Source organism: Alteromonas sp. CH_MED4-4 (assembly GCF_037029575.1).
Lineage (GTDB): Bacteria > Pseudomonadota > Gammaproteobacteria > Enterobacterales > Alteromonadaceae > Alteromonas > Alteromonas macleodii.
In genome coordinates this window covers 1-17,389 of record NZ_JAYMEU010000047.1, presented here as the reverse complement: position 1 = coordinate 17,389, position 17,389 = coordinate 1, and the positions used below count along the sequence as shown (strand labels likewise).

Below are 17,389 nucleotides of genomic sequence, written 5' to 3'. Positions count from 1 at the left end.
TGTGCGCTTAGGTCTTTGATTACTTGAAGTTGTCATAAAGAAGTCCTCTTTACGTCAACGTATTTTAGGACGGGACACTTTGATGATAAAAAGAAGGTGTTTGCCTTCGCCCGCGTAGCGAATGACACAATGCCAAACGGGGGCGTGGCGCAACAAAATGACGAAGCACTTTTAGTTGTGTTTAACGTGTCAGCCGAGCAGCAAACGGTAACGGTTTCTCAGCAGTATGAAAGCTACTTAGTTGTTTCAGGAGCCGCTAAAATTTCCGCTTCTGACAACGGTGAAACACAGATTACTCTGCCAGCTTTTAGCTTTGGGTTGTTTTCATCAAAATAATATCCTGAGCACCAGACGTTTATTAAAGCGTGTGGTGCCTCTTTTTTACCTGCTCCCTGTGAACATGCATCACAGACAAACCATTGTCATAAAACCACAAAATCTCTATAGTTGCTGTACGGTGCGTTGATCAACATCGACACTCCATAGCAGCAGCGCCATTGCGCCGAATGCGTTTCTCTATCTCCAATGCAACAAGCCTGGTTCACTTCTACATGAAAATATTGCATACATCTGACTGGCACTTAGGTCAGAGTTTTTTTACGAAAAGTCGCAAAAACGAACACGCCGCTTTCCTTAAATGGCTTCTTCAACAAGTAGAAGTGCATCAAATAGATGCGATTATTGTCGCGGGTGATGTGTTTGACACGGGCACGCCGCCTAGCTACGCCAGAGAGCTCTACCATGCGTTTATCGGTGAACTTCAGGGGATGCAGTGTACATTGGTGGTGCTGGGGGGAAATCACGATTCAGTATCGGTATTGAACGAAAGTAAGGCGCTACTGAAATACTTAAATAGCCACGTAATTGCCAGTACATACGGCGAATTGAGTGAACAAGTCATTACGCTTAACGATCGCAAGGGGCAGCCCAGTGCCGTACTGTGTGCCGTACCCTTTATTCGCCCACGCGATGTGCTTGTTAGTGAGGCAGGGCAAAGCGGCACTGACAAGCGTCAAGCGCTTGGCGATGCGATAAAGCAGCATTATGGGACGCTTTATAATGAAGCCTTGTCACTGCGCGCTTCAATGGAAGAAAAGCGAATAAAAGACGGCAGTGAAAACAGCGCTGCCATTCCTATTATTGCTACAGGGCACTTAACCGCTTTAGGCGTGAGTCAGTCAGAAAGTGTACGCGATATCTACATCGGCACCCTTGAAGGCTTTGACGCCAAAGGGTTTCCGCCCGCCGATTACATTGCACTTGGGCATATTCACAGGCCACAGAAAGTCGCTAAGACAGAACACATTCGCTATTCAGGCTCACCCATACCGCTAAGTTTTGATGAACTAAACACACAAAAGCAAGTAGTGTTGATAACGTTTGAATCTGAAAGCACAACGCCTACTATCTCAACGCTTCCGGTACCGCGCTTTCAGGCCATGGAAGTAATAAAAGGCGACTTAAAAGCGATTGAGGCGGCCATTAATAAGAGCGATGCCATCACGTTAGCTTCTCAAACAGATGATGCCGTTAGCGAAGTGGATAAAGCCCTTAGCGAGGTTAATAACCCCCTTAGCGAGGTTAATAAACCCCTTAGCGAGTTTAATAAAGCCATTAGCGCAACGGATAACGCCATTAGCTCTAAAGACCCTGTGTGGTTATGCATTGAAGTTGAAACAGAAGACTATCTGACTGATCTACAGCAGCGTATTCAGGGCTTGTTAGAAGGGAAAAACGCTGAGATTTTACAGTTGAAACGCAAGCGTAAGCGCACAGTAAATAGCTTAACGGAAAAGCATAACGTTCAGCTTAGTGAACTATCGGTAAACGATGTATTTGAAGCGCGTTTGGCACTGGAGAGCATAGAAGATAATCCAACAAGTGAGTTGGCACCAAATGAGTCGGCACCAACTGAGTCGGTACGAGAAACCCTGCTAGATGACGACCAAAGCCCTCGAGCAATGAAACAAGCCGGTTCAGAAAAAAGCGCTTCACGCATAAACCGGATAAGGCAGCTGTTTAATGAAGCGCTAGAGCGGGTGCATACCAATGATGAAGATGCTGAAGTATCAGTAAAGGCACCATTGGCAAACACAACAGAAAATAAAGGCGAGTAATACAATGAGAATACTGACCTTACGCCTTAAAAATCTAAACGCCTTAAAAGGGGAGTGGAAGATAGATTTCACCCAATCGCCGTTTATCGACAATGGCCTATTTGCCATAACTGGCCCAACAGGGGCAGGTAAAACCACGCTACTTGATGCCATTTGTTTAGCGCTTTATCACCAAACCCCTCGCTTGGGGCCAATTTCAACGTCTAACAATGACATCATGACCCGCGGCACGGCGGAGTGTTTGGCGGAGGTTGAGTTTGATATTAAGGGGAAAGCATATCGTGCGTTTTGGAGTATGCGTCGGGCCAGAGGGAAAGTTGACGGTAACCTGCAAAGTGCTGATGTTGAGCTGGCCGAAGTTGAAAGCGGCAAGGTACTGGCTACCCAAGTTAGGCCGAAAAGCGAAGAGATTGAAAAGCTGGCTGGCCTTAATTTTGCCCGTTTCACCAAGTCTATGATGTTGTCGCAAGGGGATTTTGCTGCGTTTTTAAATGCTAACGAGGCCGACCGAGCCGAACTGCTTGAAGAGTTAACTGGCACCGAAATTTACGGGCAGATATCACAGGCAGTACATCAGCAATTTAGTGACGCTAAACAAAAGAAAAAAGAGTTTGCGATAAAGCTAGAAGGCGTAACCTTACTTAGCGACGAACAAATCACCCAGCTTGAAGAAGAGCAAGCACAAACCAAGAGCCAAGTCGCGACGTCTAACCAAACACTTGTTCAGTTACAAAAGCAACAGCAGTGGCAACAAGCGTTTAACGCCAATGAGCTAACCATAAAAGAAGCCAGTGAAGCGCAGCAGACCGCGAATAACGCAATCAATGAGGCGAGACAAGAACTTGATCTTTTAACCCAAAGTGAGCCAGCTGAAAAGCTTCGCCTGCCATTCTTGCAAAGAAATGGGCTTCAGCAAGACGTAACCCGTTATAAAGAAAGGCTCGATGAGAAGGCGGCTCAGCTTCCCGATTTAAAGACGCAAAAGGCACAGCTCAGTTTGGAAGTGATGAACGCTGAACAAGCGTTAGTTCTTACAAAGCAACAAAGCAGTGAGCTTGAAAAGCGCATAAACGAGCAGGTAGTTCCGCTAGATAACCAAATAGCGCAACTCACTACTGAACAGCAAAAAGCAAACGAAAACGCGGCACGTTTAAGGCAGTCAATAAACGCGTTAACGCTAAAGCGCACAGAAATCGAAAACGCTTCGGCAGATAACAAAACAAAGCTTGGTGAACTGGAAACTTACTTACGTGAACACCACTCACTTAGCGGCATGGCAGAATTTATAAGTGGCTGGAGCGAAACGGCGCGCCATATTGAACATGATCAGAAGCAGTTAGAAACACTGTCACGAAGCGTAAAGAATGATCGTCAGGCGCTTTCATCCCTAGATGACGCTATTGCAAAGACAAATGAGTCGTTAAGCGCGTTAACGCAGACCTTCGATGACAAAAACGCACAAGTAGCCAAGTGTGAAAAGGCACTGCAGGCCGCGCTATCTGACAAACCAAGTGATACTAATAGTGCTAATGCAACCAGCAAAGCAAGCCTTCAGCAAGAGCGTGATACCAAGCTCCATCATTGGGATAACGTGTTACAGATAGGGCATATTCAACAGCAATATTTGGCACTAGAGCAAGACAGAGTATCGCTGAGTGCGCAGAGAGAAGACTTCGCGAAGCAACTAGCACAGCAGCAATCTGACCGCCAAGCCTTGGTTGATGCTTACAAGCAAACTCGTAGTAATTTAAAAGACATAGAGGCGCTTATCGCCCTGGATGTTGAAGTGGCGCACCTTCGCGCACAGTTAAAAAGTGGCGAGCCATGCCCTGTTTGTGGGGCTAACGAACACACCACGTCTACCGTGGTTATTGATGTACCTGAAACTATCCAAAAGCGAGATAGCTTAAACCAGCAGTTAGATGATATTGAGCAGCAAGGGGCGCGGGCAAAAGAAAGTGTTACACAAACTGAATTCACGCTTGCTCAGGTTAATAAGCAGCTAGAACAGGCAAGCGGGCAACGAGATACGCTGCTAGAAAAGTGGCAGCAGATTTCAAGCGTACTTAGCGCTGATATACCGAGCTTTGAAAAGGTCGACATTAATACATCGCAAAGCGTCTCTCAATTTACCCAGCAGTTTAAAACTCGTCTTGATGATATTAGTGCTCAATTAACCCGTTTAGAAGAGTGCGAGCAAGCTCTAAATGCTGCACTGCAGGCTAAAAATGAAGCGCAACAGGCATTACAAGGCAAGCAGTCAGAACTTGCAGTTTCTCTGCAGCAGCGCGAAACCTTGGAAAAGCAATTTAACGAACGTAATACAGAGTTAGAGAGTAAAACAAAAAGGGTTAACGATGGTATTTTAGCGCTCAGCGAGACTATGACGGCGCACGGTGCTGATATTCACAACTTGACTATTGATGGAATTGCCTCGTGGCTAAATGAAAAAGCCGAAGCGCTAAAAACCTATAAACACAATCATCAGCTACACGCCAAACTTAAAGATGAGTTGCAAGAGGTAAGTAGCAACTTGCTTGTGGTTAATCGTGATATAGAAAGCGCTGAGGATCAGCTTAAGGGCGTATGCGAAGAGCTTGTGCAGCTAGATAATAGTTTAAAGGCGCTGCGAGACTCGCGCACAACCGTATTCCCTGAAGGCAATATTGCTGAAACAAGGAATAAGGCAAGCGCTGCCCAAGAAATGGCTGAGCGAAACGTGAGTGAATGCAAATCTCGCCTGCAACAAACGGACACTATTTTGTCTCGTTTAGAAGCAGAAATTGCCCAGCTTAATGAGCAAATGCGGGAAAAAGAGCAAGCACTTACAGAGGCAACAGAGTACTTTAGCCGTCAGTTGGCGAGCAGCCCATTTGCCGACGAGCAAGCGTTTAGTAATGCGCTTTTAGACGAAGATACCCGCAACACCTTACTTGAACTGCAAAAGCGATTAACTCAGCAAAAACAACAAGCAGACTTAAAGCTAGAAAACGCGCTAGCTACCCAACAATCGCTAAAAGCCCATGCTAACGCAGCATTGTGGCAGAGCGAGTTAGAAGAGCACGGTGCACAGTGGCTCGATACGAAAATTACCCAGCAAGCTCAGCAGCGTGACACGCTGTTATCGTCTTTAGGGCAAATAGAACAGCAGCTAAGCGCTAACAATCAAGCCCGCGAAAGGCAGCAACAGCTTGTGGATGAGATGGCTGCGTTTGAGGCCTATTACGACGATATTACTTACCTACACTCGTTAATTGGCTCGGCCAGCGGCGACAAATTCAGACGTTTTGCACAAGGGCTTACTCTGGACAACTTAGTGCAGCTTGCAAATCAGCAGCTTGATAAATTACACGGTCGCTATCAGTTAATTCGAAAAGAAAACGAAGGGTTGGGTTTAAGTGTATTAGACACCTGGCAAGGTGACGTAGTGCGAGATACCAAAACCCTGTCTGGTGGAGAAAGTTTCTTAGTGAGCCTAGCGCTGGCTTTAGCTTTATCTGACTTGGTCAGTCACAAGACCAGTATTGATTCACTGTTTTTGGATGAAGGCTTTGGCACCCTTGATGCTGAAACTTTGGATGTGGCGCTTGATGCACTAGACAACCTAAATGCCAGCGGAAAAATGATTGGTGTGATAAGCCATATTGAAGCCATGAAAGAGCGTATTCCTACTCAGCTTAAAGTGATTAAACGCAACGGTGTGGGCTTAAGTGCACTAGAAAAACCTTATGCGGTGGGGTGAACTCACCGCTTTAGGAATTAGTAGTTAAAACGTTTGCTTACAAGTATGTGCTTGGTAAATGCTCGCAAGATCATGGTTTTATGATACTTTATCGTTATTAAAAGTAGATATGGACATCATATTTAGTGAAACGATTTGCGATATTCCCTCTTTTTGCCTCTTTCTGTACGTTTGGTAGTACCTTTCAGTGTGAAAGTGAGTTTGCATGGCTAAAAAGCACGTTTGAAAACAACGATGCCGGTTTTCAATATAGCGTCGAGAAAAAAGGGCAGGACCTTTATTCGGCCCACAATAGTGCGATTTTGGCGCGAGTACAAAGCGCGAAAAGCGAAGCGCAATGCCACACAGTGCTTAGCGACTGGCTTACATTTTTTCGCAAGGGGCACATTGGTCTTGCGTTAAATACGAATGGCTCAGAGGAAGCGGTACGCGAATCGGTAGTGCATGATTTCGACTTATCGGCATTTAAACAACATTTGAAAAGCCAACGTGACGAAACTCTTGAGGGGATTTGGCAATTCTCAAGCTATACGGTTGCCTTAAAAAAAGAGGGCAATGTCCATAAAGCTTATATCGTTGAAAGTACCAACCCTTCATGGAAGGCGGGACAAGTAAAGTTCATCGTTAATGACCCTGAAGACAACAATACTGCAAAAGTGACGTTTTTTATGGGCGATCACTCCGCCCGACAAATCGATACCATGACACTCTTGGGTAACAATGAAGTGGTGTTGGGCAATAGCTTTATCGTTATGTCGCGAGAGGAACCGCGACAAGAATCATCCCCTGAAATAACACGCTATGTTCGCCTACTAAGTACAAAGGCTCCGCTATTCGAGAAAGTTTCAGAGAACACTGTGTTAGTTCGCATACCGGCTTTCGATCACGCCTTCAAAAAAGACATCGACGCGGTTATCGCTAAGCACCTAGACACGATTTTAAAAACTGAAAACCTCATTATCGACATCCGAGGAAACGGTGGTGGTAGTGACGTAAGCTATGCGTCTTTACTCCCTATTTTATACACTAACCCTATTCGCACTGTAGGCATGGAATACTTATCTACCGAGCTTAACAATTCTAGAATGCTTGGCTTTTTGCAAAACCCTCATTTTAGTGAAGAAGAAAAGCAATGGGCAAAAGACGGGTACGACATTCTTAATCAACACATCGGCAGCTACATCAATATTGATGAAGACGTAACGGTGGAGACATTCGACAAAATTGAACCCTTGCCGAAGAGTATTGGCGTACTTGTTGATTCAAGTAATGGCAGCACCGCTGAGCAGTTCTTACTGGCGGCTAAACAAAGCAAAAAAGTAAAGCTGTTTGGGCAAACTACCGCAGGTGTACTCGATATTTCTAACATGTATCAAACTGATTCGCCGAGCGGTACTTTTACTTTGTATTACAGCCTGACTAAAAGTTTACGCATTCCGCATATGGCCATTGATGGGGTAGGCATTCAGCCAGACTATTATATTGATGGAGAACTTCCTCTTTACCAGTGGACGTCTTATACGCAAAAGATACTTGAAGGCATGTAAACCCTTATAAACGGCAAGCATACGGTTATTTGCGAGTAACTAAGACCAAACAGGTTCATTTGTTGGGCGTTATCCTCTATACCAATCCGCACAGATAATTACCCTCTCAGAAGGCGCTGGCAAGTTTCCTAGCAAAGCGTGGGAATGCAGGAATGGCTGTTCCCTTTCAAATTCCCAGAATGCAGCTAGGAAGCTTGCCAGACCTTCCCAAAGGGCGAGTTTAAAATGTTCGTACTCTTTGTTGTGTTACCTTGATGTAGAACCACTATACCTGCGGTAACACGCCGCGATTACGAACATTTTAACTCTCGCTGAGTGGGTAATTATCTATGTGGACTGGTATCATGGTGCGTCGTCAAAATAATAATGGACCAACATTTATGGATTCAACGTCACGCCCCAGCCTGTTTCAGCGCTACATGAATGGCAGTTTGGTACTGCAAATTATCATTGGTATCGTATGCGGTATTGCGATAGCGAGTTTTTCACCTTCAGCTGCTCAATCAGCAGGGCTATTGGGTAACTTATTTGTAAAAGCCCTAAAAGCAATTGCTCCTTTATTGGTTTTTGTTTTGGTCATGGCGTCCATCGCCAACCATAAGCAAAACGAGCAAACCTTTATCAAACCCGTGCTTGTGCTTTATTTGATGGGCACACTACTGGCCGCGCTCACCGCCGTGTTGGCAAGCTTTGCTTTTCCTACAAGCTTAAGCTTAGTGACTTCAGAAGTTAGCCAAGCTGCGCCGAAAGGTGTATCGGAAGTCCTTACTACTTTGCTTTATAACATGGTAGATAATCCGGTAAATGCATTAGTAAATGGAAATTACATTGGTATTCTCACGTGGGCTGTAGGTCTAGGTTTAGGTCTTCGTCATGCTAGCGAGGCAACGAAAGCGCTACTTCAAAATATGGCAGATAGCGTAACAACTGTGGTGGGTTTTGTTATTAAACTCGCGCCCTTCGGTATTTTCGGCTTGGTAGCTAATACCATTGCTACAACGGGCTTTGAAGCATTGCTTGGCTACTCTCATTTACTAACGGTATTGATTGGCGCGATGCTATTTATCGCACTTGTGACCAACCCCTTGTTAGTATTTCTGGCAACCAAAAAGAACCCTTATCCTTTGGTGTTCAAATGCCTGAAAGAAAGCGGTATTACGGCGTTTTTCACCCGTAGTTCGGCTGCGAATATTCCGGTAAACATGGCGCTGTGTAAACGCTTAAAGCTTGATGAAGACACCTATTCGGTATCTATTCCGTTAGGCGCCACGATTAATATGGCTGGGGCTGCAATCACAATAACCGTGTTGACGCTAGCTGCGGTTAATACCTTGGGAATTTCTGTAGATTTCCCTACTGCTGTATTGTTAAGCGTTATCGCTGCGGTATCAGCATGTGGAAGTTCAGGTGTTGCAGGTGGTTCGCTACTGCTTATTCCGCTTGCCTGTAGCCTGTTCAATATACCCAATGAAGTGGCTATGCAGGTGGTTGCGGTGGGCTTTATTGTTGGCGTACTGCAAGACTCTGCTGAAACAGCATTAAATAGTTCCACTGATGTCTTGTTTACCGCCGCTGCATGTGAAAGGGCAGGCGGCCAGTAAACATAAAAGCGTCAAACGTTAAAGCGTTAACTCGTTAAATGTGCGAGTTTATTGCATCTACTGCTTCAAAAATTAGCCGTGCAGCCAGCTTTGCTGTGCGGCTATCAATATCATAATTGGGGTTCATTTCCGCAACGTCACACAGTTTCCATTGATATCCGTAAGTACTTTGGTGCTGTGCTAAAAAGTGTAGCGTGTTGATAACAAGTGTGGGGGATATTCCCAATGCACTGGGCGCGCTAACGCCAGGTGCTTGTGCTGCTGGAAATGCATCTAAACATACAGTGACGTAAAGCCCATCGATGTCTTTTAGCATCGGAGATAGTAGCTCATCTATTCGCTGCATACACAGTGATTCATCATTTAACGCCACATCGGTTAAATAGCGCGTGTTGGACGTATTGGCAAAGTTAAACAGCGCTGGTGTATTGGCCGCTTTCGATACGCCCAAACAAGCATAATGAAACGGTGAATCGTGTAACTGGCAGTGATCATGCACTTGCCTGAACGGCGTACCTGAACTGGTGTTTGGTGAAGGCTTTCTTAAATCAAAATGGGCGTCGAAATTAATAATTCCAATGCGGGCGCTTTCGGGCTTAGCATTGAAAACCCCTTGATAGCTACCCCATGCAATTTCATGTCCCCCTCCCAGACCGATGACCAAACCATCATTTTGCTTGAGCGCATAGCAAATGGCGTCAGCATATTGGGTTTGTGCCTGGACTAAGTTCTCTTTAGCGGTAACATTCCCTAAATCAGCCAATGCTGCGCTTGGCCAGTGCCAGGGTAAGTTTGCCAGTGCCTGGCGAATAGCGTTTGGACCAGCCGCTGCACCTACGCGGCCTTTGTTAAATGCCACACCTAAATCACTTTCAAAACCAACAAGGGTAACGGCGTTGGCTAATGAATTATCTTCGCCCACTTCAAGTTCGTTAACTTTTTGATGCCAACGTAGGCCCTCAATGCCGTCTTCACTGTCTATTCTGCCTTGCCACTTAAACATGTTTACCTTCCTTAAACACCGCAATGGGGCGGTGGCCATTAATACAATAGGCAAGCTCTGCCGGCGTTTCGATATCCCAAAGTGTTAAGTCAGCAAGCTTACCTGCTTCAATAACACCTCGGTCGTGCAGCCCAAGTGCGCTAGCCGCGTGTGCAGTGGCGCCGCGTAGCGCTTCTTCTGGCGTAAGTTGAAACAGCACACACCCCATATTTATCGCGGTAAGGATTGAGGCTAACGGCGAACTACCTGGATTAAAGTCAGTGGCTAATGCCATGGGCACATTGTGCGCCCTTAGGGCGTCTACCGGCGGCTTTTGAACTTCACTCAAGTAATAAAAAGCGCCTGGTAAAAGCACGGCAACGGTGCCACTTTGGGCAAGTAAGGGAATATCGCTGTCAGCTAAATATTCGATGTGGTCTACCGATAGTGCGCCGTACTTAGCTGCTAGCACTGCGCCTTTGCTGTCGCTAAGCTGTTCTACATGAGCTTTAATGGGTAAAGCGTGCTGCTGTGCACAGCTAAACACTCTTTCTGTTTGTGAAGTTGAAAATCCAATAGTTTCACAAAATACATCAACGGCGTCAGCTAAGTTTTGCGAAGCAATGTGAGGAAGTGCCTCGTTGCAAATGAAATCGATATATCCTTCTGAGTCGTCAGCAAATTCATTGGGCAAGGCGTGAGCGCCTAAATAGGTAGTTTGAATACTCACAGGAAGATGCTGCTCAAGGGATTTAGCCACGCGTAACATGCGCACTTCAGTGTCTAAATCCAGCCCGTAACCTGATTTGACTTCAATGGTGGTGACACCTTCTTCGCACAGTCGCTTTGCGCGTTTTATCGCAGTGTGAAGCAGGGTGTTTTCGTCAGAGCGTCGAGTTTTTTCAACCGTCCCTTTAATACCACCGCCGCGCTGCGCAATGTCTACATAACTTGCGCCTTGCAATCGCATTTCGAATTCTTCGGCGCGATTGCCGCCATACACCAGATGCGTATGACAATCGATGAAGCCAGGCAATAGCCACGGGTGTTTGGGCGTTGAACCTTCATTTTGGGGAATTAGGGTAGTGGCATCTATTACGCTTTTGGCCTGCTCAAACACGTCGTCTAGTGAGTCATCGCAAGGAAGTAACGCAGCAATTTTGCCGTCTTTTATGGCAATGGCGTGTGGCGGTAATTCACCATAAGGCAACTCGTTGTCTTGCATAGACGCAATGCGAACATTGTAAATAAGCGTGTCGTACTGATAACCCATAACGTGCTCCACTCTAAGCCACCTCTTGTCTGGTTTTTTCGTCTAACTGGTCGTCTAGTTCTTTGTCTGGCTTTGTCCAAAATCTTTACTGAAACGCAGTGTAAATTTTGAGTTCAGTGTACTTGTGCATACTTGTATATACAAGTATGCTGTTAGCATATTATTAACAATTTAGTTGTGAATGGCCACGATATGCAACCTCGGTACAGAGTAATTAAGACAGCAATTTTGGATGCCATCGAAAGTGGTGAGATGAAGCCGGGTAGCCAAGTGCCTTCAGAAAACCAACTTGCCCAGCAGCACCGTGTAAGCCGAATGACTGCGCGAAGAGCGTTAAGTGAAATGGTGGACGAGGGCATTTTGATGCGCAGCCAGGGGATAGGCACGTTTGTGTCAGATAGTCGCCCTATGAGCTCAATGCTTGAGATCAAAAGTATTCGCGATGAAATAGAGCAACGGGGGCATAGATACACTAACGAGATATTAGTGTTGGAAACCTCGCCAGCCAGTGATGCTATTGCTCAACGACTGGGAATCGATGTGGGAGAGCCAGTATTTCATAGCATTATCGTACACTGCGAGAACAACCTACCCGTGCAGTATGAAGACAGGTGGGTTAACCCTGCATGGATTAACGACTATTTAGATAAAGATTTTAAAGCTCAAACTGCAAACTTTTATTTGAATCAGGTCGCGCCCCTTTCACAAGCCGATCACAGCGTAGAAGCTGTGGTTGTTGAAAAAGATATTGCACAAGCACTATTGATTAAGCCTAAAGAGCCGTGTCTGAAGATTACTCGACGAACCTTCTCTCGAGTGCCCAGCGCAATAACCAGCGATGAGAGCAATATTGGCGAGCCCTCGACGGCGAATGCCCAGTTAGGGAACGGCTTAAAGGCTACGTCAGATACATCCGTGAATAATAGTCCAAAAGCGAGTTCAAGCGCAGTGGTTAGCCACGCGGTGCTGTATCACCCAGGCAGTCGATACCGCTTGGGAGGACACTTGGAGTTCTAAGTGTCATTGCGCCAAAGGCGCTAGCAACTCATTACTTTCTAAAAAGATGACACTTCCTAATAAAAAACAAATCAGCAAACGTAAGAATATGCCTAGGAGAAGTTTATGAAACGCCTCGACCCTACAAGAGAAATACGTGCCCCAAGAGGCAGTACGCTAAATGCGAAGAGCTGGCAAACTGAAGCGCCGCTTCGCATGTTAATGAATAACCTGGATCCAGACGTTGCGGAGCATCCGCAAAATCTGGTGGTTTACGGCGGTATTGGGCGTGCGGCCCGTGACTGGGCGTCTTACGACAAAATTGTAGAAGTACTCAAGCGTTTAAATACTGATGAGACGTTGCTGGTTCAATCAGGCAAACCTGTTGGGGTATTTCCCACTCACGAAAATGCACCTCGTGTGTTAATTGCTAACTCTAACCTTGTACCGCATTGGGCAAACTGGGAGCACTTTAACGCTCTGGATAAAGAAGGTTTGATGATGTACGGGCAAATGACCGCAGGGTCATGGATATACATAGGCTCGCAAGGCATTGTCCAGGGTACTTATGAAACGTTTGTTAGTGTGGCCAAAACGCATTTTGAAGGAAGCGCTGAAGGACGCTGGATTTTGACTGGTGGCTTGGGCGGTATGGGCGGAGCACAGCCTTTAGCTGCAACCATGGCTGGCTTTTCAATGGTAGCTGTGGAGGTAGATGAAACTCGCATAGATTTCAGAATTCGCACGGGCTATTTGGACAAAAAAGCGCAATCGTTAGAAGAAGCCATGCAACTACTTGAGGAAGCCAAAAAAGCTGGGAAGCCTGTATCAATTGGCCTATTAGGCAATGCTGCTGAAGTCTTTCCCGATATGCTAGCGAAAGGGATTATTCCCGACGTTGTGACCGACCAAACCAGTGCGCACGATCCGTTGAATGGCTATCTACCAGTGGGGTGGACGCTAGATCAAGCAGAGGCGCAGCGTAAAAAAGACGAAGCGGGTGTTGTGAAAAGTGCTAAACAGTCGATGGCGCTGCAAGTTAAAGCAATGCTTGGTTTCCAACAAGCTGGCGCTGCTACTCTTGATTATGGCAACAACATTAGACAAATGGCGCTAGAAGAGGGTATTGAGCATGCGTTCGATTTCCCAGGTTTCGTTCCTGCCTATATACGACCGCTTTTTTGTCAGGGCATAGGGCCTTTCAGATGGGCTGCGCTGTCAGGCGATCTGGAAGATATCTATAAAACGGACGCTAAAGTTAAAGAGCTTATACCCGACAACCCCCATCTACATAACTGGCTAGATATGGCCAAAGAACGCATTCAATTCCAAGGCCTGCCCGCGCGTATTTGCTGGGTGGGGCTGGGTGAAAGACAAAAGCTGGGGCTTGCCTTTAATGAAATGGTTCGCAGTGGCGAGCTAAGCGCGCCAGTTGTGATTGGGCGGGATCATCTCGACTCTGGTTCGGTAGCTTCACCCAATAGAGAAACCGAGGCCATGCTCGATGGTTCAGATGCCGTTTCGGACTGGCCGCTGCTGAACGCCCTATTAAATACAGCGGGTGGTGCAACCTGGGTAAGCCTTCATCATGGTGGCGGTGTAGGAATGGGTTTTAGCCAACACTCGGGTGTAGTGATTGTTTGTGACGGTTCGGACGAAGCGGCTGAGCGTATTGCTCGGGTTCTTCATAACGACCCTGCCACGGGCGTAATGCGTCATGCAGATGCAGGCTACGACATTGCAAAAGACTGTGCTGCCAAGCATAACTTGGATCTTCCCATGGTCAATAACGCGGCTAATAATCAAAGCCCTGATGGAACAAGCACACATTCAAGCTCGAACAAAAGCTCTGGGGGGGAGAAATAGTCATGTCGCATTCGTCTTTTATTACTGAAAACGGTGGTGTTAAGCAACTTAATCTTGTGCCAGGTACATTGACGTTAGATCAGTTACGGGAAGTACATCGAAGCCACGTTCATTTATCTTTAGATGAAAGCGCAGTACCCGCTATAAACGCCGCCGAGCAAGTAGTGCTTAACGTTATTAAAGAGAACCGTACTGTCTATGGCATCAATACCGGTTTTGGTTTGTTGGCTAATACCCGTATTAATGTTGATGAGTTAGAGCTATTACAGCGCAGTATTGTGTTATCGCACGCCGCCGGTACGGGCGACTTTATGCAAGAAGATACTGTGCGCCTGCTCATGCTGTTAAAAATTAACTCCTTGGCCCGTGGCTACTCTGGCATTCGCCTCAGCGTAATAGAAGCGCTCATTACCTTGTTTAATGCACAGGTTTATCCCGCCATTCCTGAAAAAGGCTCGGTAGGCGCCAGCGGCGACTTAGCGCCTTTAGCACACATGAGTGTAGTGCTGTTAGGGGAAGGGGAAGCTTTTTATAAAGGAGAGAGAATTAGTGCAGCCCAAGCCCTTGAAATTGCGGGTATGCAGCCAATTGCGCTGGCACCCAAAGAAGGCTTAGCACTGTTAAACGGCACGCAAGCCTCGACAGCGTTTGCACTTCAGGGGTTGTTTTATACTGAAAATGCGCTTCATAGTGCTATAGGTATTGGTGCGCTTACTGTTGAGGCCGCGTTAGGTTCTCGCGTGCCGTTCGACGCGCGGATCCACGAAGTGCGTGGCCACAAAAGCCAGAGCGATGTGGCGACTGCGTTTAGAACATTGCTAGACACCTCAGAGATTGGTCATTCACATCAACGGTGTGAAAAAGTACAAGACCCATACTCTCTGCGTTGCCAGCCACAGGTGATGGGAGCGTGTTTACAGCAAATGCGCTATGCCCAAGAGATTTTGGTGGTGGAAGCTAATGGGGTAAGCGACAACCCGTTGGTTTTTGTTGAAAATAATGATGACGCTGATACGCCAACTGGCGATATTCTATCTGGCGGAAACTTTCATGCGGAAACCGTGGCAATGGCGGCAGATATGCTGGCTATTGCACTATCTGAAATTGGCGCACTGTCGGAGCGCAGAATGTCGTTAATGATTGATACGCATTTAAGTGGTTTGCCACCGTTTCTAGTTGAAAATGGTGGGGTAAACTCGGGCTTCATGATTGCGCAGGTTACCTGTGCGGCGCTTGCTAGTGAAAACAAAACCCTGGCGCACCCCGCATCTATCGATTCGTTGCCTACGTCTGCGAACCAAGAAGACCACGTGTCTATGGCGACCTTCGCCGCGAGGCGTTTACGAGATATTTTCGATAACGTGGCAGGTATATTGGCCATTGAGTGGTTAGCGGCCTGCCAAGGGTTAGATTTCAGGAAGCCGTTTAAAACCAGCGAAAAGCTCCAAGTGTTGATGCAGCTACTAAGAGACCAAGTGCCGTTTTACGACAAAGACCGCTATTTTGCGCCAGACATTGAAAAGGCAAAGCAACTTATTAAGCAGCACGACCTTATGGATAAGACACAGTTAAACCTGTTAGGCTAAAATGATCACAGGCTCGGTATTTCGAGTAAACAAATAAAGATCATAAATAGAGTAGAGGTGGGAATGATATGAAAACAAATGGACGTTGGTTAAGTTCATACGAGGCTCGTACTTCTATGAAAGGCACTTTCAAGAGCGGCACTTTTGTGAAAAGCACAGTGCTGGGGTTACTCGCCGCGTCGGTGTTTACGTTGGCAGGCTGTAGCGACAGCGAAGTGGGCGATGTGTCCCTTGGTCTTTTCACCACAAAAGACATTAAAATTGATGCGCTTCAAGACCCCATAGTGACAGGTGTAACCTGCCATATTTCAAGTATTGAAGCGAACCTTGATTTGTCGGATCCATCAGACAGTTCAATCGCGTGCAGACAAACCGGCCCTATTACGGCTGAGATGCTAAACGCCATTGATAAGTCAGATTCAGGTGAAGTAATTTTTAAAAAATCTAAGAGCGTGTTTTTCAAAAACATGAAGCTTCGAAGAATTTACGATGCCGACTCAAAAACGCTGATTTACTTGTCTTACAGCACCAAAGAGACATCTGGCAGCTATAAACATAGTTTGTCTACGGTACCACTGTGGGAAACGCTAGCGTTTAAAAAGCCCGCGTAGCGAAACGCATCAACTCAATATTAAAAACCCTCTTACATGAGGGCTTTTTTGATGCTAGCACCTTGTCTTTAAGCCATCTACGCGGTTGTAGAGTAGGCTATTAGCAATAGTCTAGAAAAAGCGTGTATAAACCAGCATGGCGTTAAGCGCGGTATCATCGTCTGTCAGCGGGCTATCGCTGATGCTATCGTCAAAGAAGGTGGCGCCAACTTCTAAACGGGTCATGCCGCCCAGAAACTGTCGGGTTGAGATGGCAACGCGTACTTCCGTATTGAGCGCGCTATCGCCGTTATATGCACTTCGAAATGCTGTGGCTTCTTCAGGGCGCACGCCGTAGTAATAGTCGACGTAATTGCTGTCTTGGTAGTTTACGCCTATAGACGGCTCGATCATGACGTTATTTATTCTAAACCTTTTCCCGATACGGGCGGACGCTTGGTAGCCATCAAACTTACCAAGAATATCGGCATTGGTTGACAATGAATAAACCCAGCTACCCGGGTTGTAGTTAAGCCCAACTCCGGCCGCGTAGCTAAAATCTCTGTCGTCCATACCTGTAAATACGGCACTGTCATCTTCTTCATAACCTGCAAATATCGGGACAAGCTGAGCGTCAAGAGTAAAGCCACTTTCGCGAAAAAGTTCATAGCCAATAAATGGTCCGTAAACGCGTAACTTTTCACCGGTGTAGCCGATAATAGGAATAGGAACAACGCGATTATCAAAGTCGGTATATACATCTTGCGATGCTGCGACGCCAAAACCCCACATCCAACCCTGAGGCTGTTGAGCGCCAGCTTGTTGTGCAAAAGCAGGAGTAGAACTAACACCTACACAAGCCAGAGTTATTGCGCCAATAACGGTTTTTAAATTCATAGGTAAATTTCCTTTTTAATCAAGATACTGCTCTGCTGTGTTCTTCGATCATATTCGCTTGTGCCTATTGAGCTAAGCTGTACATTTTTGCAGCGGCTTCTGAGTGGGCAATTAACTATGCGGATTAATGGTATGGACCCTCTCCTCCCATAAAGGCTTCAAATGAGCCAAGATAGGGTTGTTCAAATCACT

Annotated in this window: 12 protein-coding genes; 9 read left to right on the top strand and 3 right to left on the bottom strand. The window is 46.4% G+C overall.

The window, feature by feature from the left end; genetic code table 11:
* Positions 1-129 precede the first annotated feature (129 nt).
* From WA381_RS20205 to sstT, 5 genes are all read left to right on the top strand, one after another.
* The gene (locus WA381_RS20205; RefSeq protein ID WP_231506415.1) at positions 130-336 is read left to right on the top strand and encodes a hypothetical protein; all 207 of its coding nucleotides are present in this window, start codon (positions 130-132) and stop codon (positions 334-336) included.
* A 215-nt stretch (positions 337-551) separates the two neighbouring features.
* Positions 552-2,117 carry an exonuclease subunit SbcD gene (gene sbcD, locus WA381_RS20200; RefSeq protein WP_156085990.1) on the top strand — a complete coding sequence of 522 codons (1,566 nt, stop codon included), beginning with the start codon at positions 552-554 and terminating at the stop codon, positions 2,115-2,117.
* A gap of 4 nt (positions 2,118-2,121) precedes the next feature.
* Positions 2,122-5,859 carry an AAA family ATPase gene (locus WA381_RS20195; RefSeq protein ID WP_156085991.1) on the top strand — a complete coding sequence of 1,246 codons (3,738 nt, stop codon included), beginning with the start codon at positions 2,122-2,124 and terminating at the stop codon, positions 5,857-5,859.
* Between the two features lie 125 nt (positions 5,860-5,984).
* Positions 5,985-7,406, top strand: a complete 1,422-nt coding sequence (locus WA381_RS20190) for a S41 family peptidase (protein ID WP_069943812.1) — start codon at positions 5,985-5,987, stop codon at positions 7,404-7,406.
* A gap of 380 nt (positions 7,407-7,786) precedes the next feature.
* Positions 7,787-9,007, top strand: a complete 1,221-nt coding sequence (gene sstT, locus WA381_RS20185) for a serine/threonine transporter SstT (RefSeq protein WP_101563563.1) — start codon at positions 7,787-7,789, stop codon at positions 9,005-9,007.
* 34 nt (positions 9,008-9,041) lie between these two features.
* On the opposite strand, the gene hutG is transcribed toward sstT, so the two are convergent.
* Complete coding sequence (hutG, locus tag WA381_RS20180; RefSeq protein ID WP_156085992.1) at positions 9,042-10,010, bottom strand: formimidoylglutamase; 969 nt, start codon at positions 10,008-10,010, stop codon at positions 9,042-9,044.
* Positions 10,003-11,262: an imidazolonepropionase gene (gene hutI / locus WA381_RS20175; RefSeq protein WP_049589040.1), complete on the bottom strand. Its 1,260-nt coding sequence runs from the start codon at positions 11,260-11,262 to the stop codon at positions 10,003-10,005. The genes hutG and hutI overlap by 8 nt, the downstream gene beginning before the upstream one ends.
* Positions 11,263-11,490: 228 nt before the next feature.
* Here hutI and WA381_RS20170 point away from each other — a divergent pair, with 228 nt between their 5' ends.
* The 4 genes from WA381_RS20170 (at position 11,491) to WA381_RS20155 (ending at position 16,321) form a co-directional block, all read left to right on the top strand.
* On the top strand, positions 11,491-12,279 hold the full coding sequence (locus WA381_RS20170) for a UTRA domain-containing protein (protein ID WP_442892418.1): 789 nt from the start codon (positions 11,491-11,493) through the stop codon (positions 12,277-12,279).
* 105 nt (positions 12,280-12,384) lie between these two features.
* Positions 12,385-14,124 (top strand): urocanate hydratase, encoded by a 1,740-nt coding sequence (hutU, locus tag WA381_RS20165; RefSeq protein ID WP_156085993.1) that lies wholly within the window; start codon positions 12,385-12,387, stop codon positions 14,122-14,124.
* Positions 14,125-14,126: 2 nt separating this feature from the next.
* Positions 14,127-15,710 carry a histidine ammonia-lyase gene (gene hutH, locus WA381_RS20160; RefSeq protein WP_156077963.1) on the top strand — a complete coding sequence of 528 codons (1,584 nt, stop codon included), beginning with the start codon at positions 14,127-14,129 and terminating at the stop codon, positions 15,708-15,710.
* A 68-nt stretch (positions 15,711-15,778) separates the two neighbouring features.
* Positions 15,779-16,321, top strand: coding sequence for a CreA family protein (locus WA381_RS20155; protein WP_371342804.1), 543 nt, complete (start codon positions 15,779-15,781; stop codon positions 16,319-16,321).
* 111 nt (positions 16,322-16,432) lie between these two features.
* Here WA381_RS20155 and WA381_RS20150 read toward each other — a convergent pair whose 3' ends face one another.
* Positions 16,433-17,197 carry a MipA/OmpV family protein gene (locus WA381_RS20150; RefSeq protein ID WP_156085994.1) on the bottom strand — a complete coding sequence of 255 codons (765 nt, stop codon included), beginning with the start codon at positions 17,195-17,197 and terminating at the stop codon, positions 16,433-16,435.
* Positions 17,198-17,389 lie beyond the last annotated feature (192 nt).

Coding starts and splice junctions, on each gene's coding strand:
- WA381_RS20205 (WP_231506415.1), top strand. CDS start 130: ATGCCAAACGGGGGCGTGGCGCAACAAAATGACGAAGCACTTTTAGTT.
- sbcD (WP_156085990.1), top strand. CDS start 552: ATGAAAATATTGCATACATCTGACTGGCACTTAGGTCAGAGTTTTTTT.
- WA381_RS20195 (WP_156085991.1), top strand. CDS start 2,122: ATGAGAATACTGACCTTACGCCTTAAAAATCTAAACGCCTTAAAAGGG.
- sstT (WP_101563563.1), top strand. CDS start 7,787: ATGGATTCAACGTCACGCCCCAGCCTGTTTCAGCGCTACATGAATGGC.
- hutG (WP_156085992.1), bottom strand. CDS start 10,010: ATGTTTAAGTGGCAAGGCAGAATAGACAGTGAAGACGGCATTGAGGGC.
- hutI (WP_049589040.1), bottom strand. CDS start 11,262: ATGGGTTATCAGTACGACACGCTTATTTACAATGTTCGCATTGCGTCT.
- hutU (WP_156085993.1), top strand. CDS start 12,385: ATGAAACGCCTCGACCCTACAAGAGAAATACGTGCCCCAAGAGGCAGT.
- hutH (WP_156077963.1), top strand. CDS start 14,127: ATGTCGCATTCGTCTTTTATTACTGAAAACGGTGGTGTTAAGCAACTT.
- WA381_RS20155 (WP_371342804.1), top strand. CDS start 15,779: ATGAAAACAAATGGACGTTGGTTAAGTTCATACGAGGCTCGTACTTCT.
- WA381_RS20150 (WP_156085994.1), bottom strand. CDS start 17,197: ATGAATTTAAAAACCGTTATTGGCGCAATAACTCTGGCTTGTGTAGGT.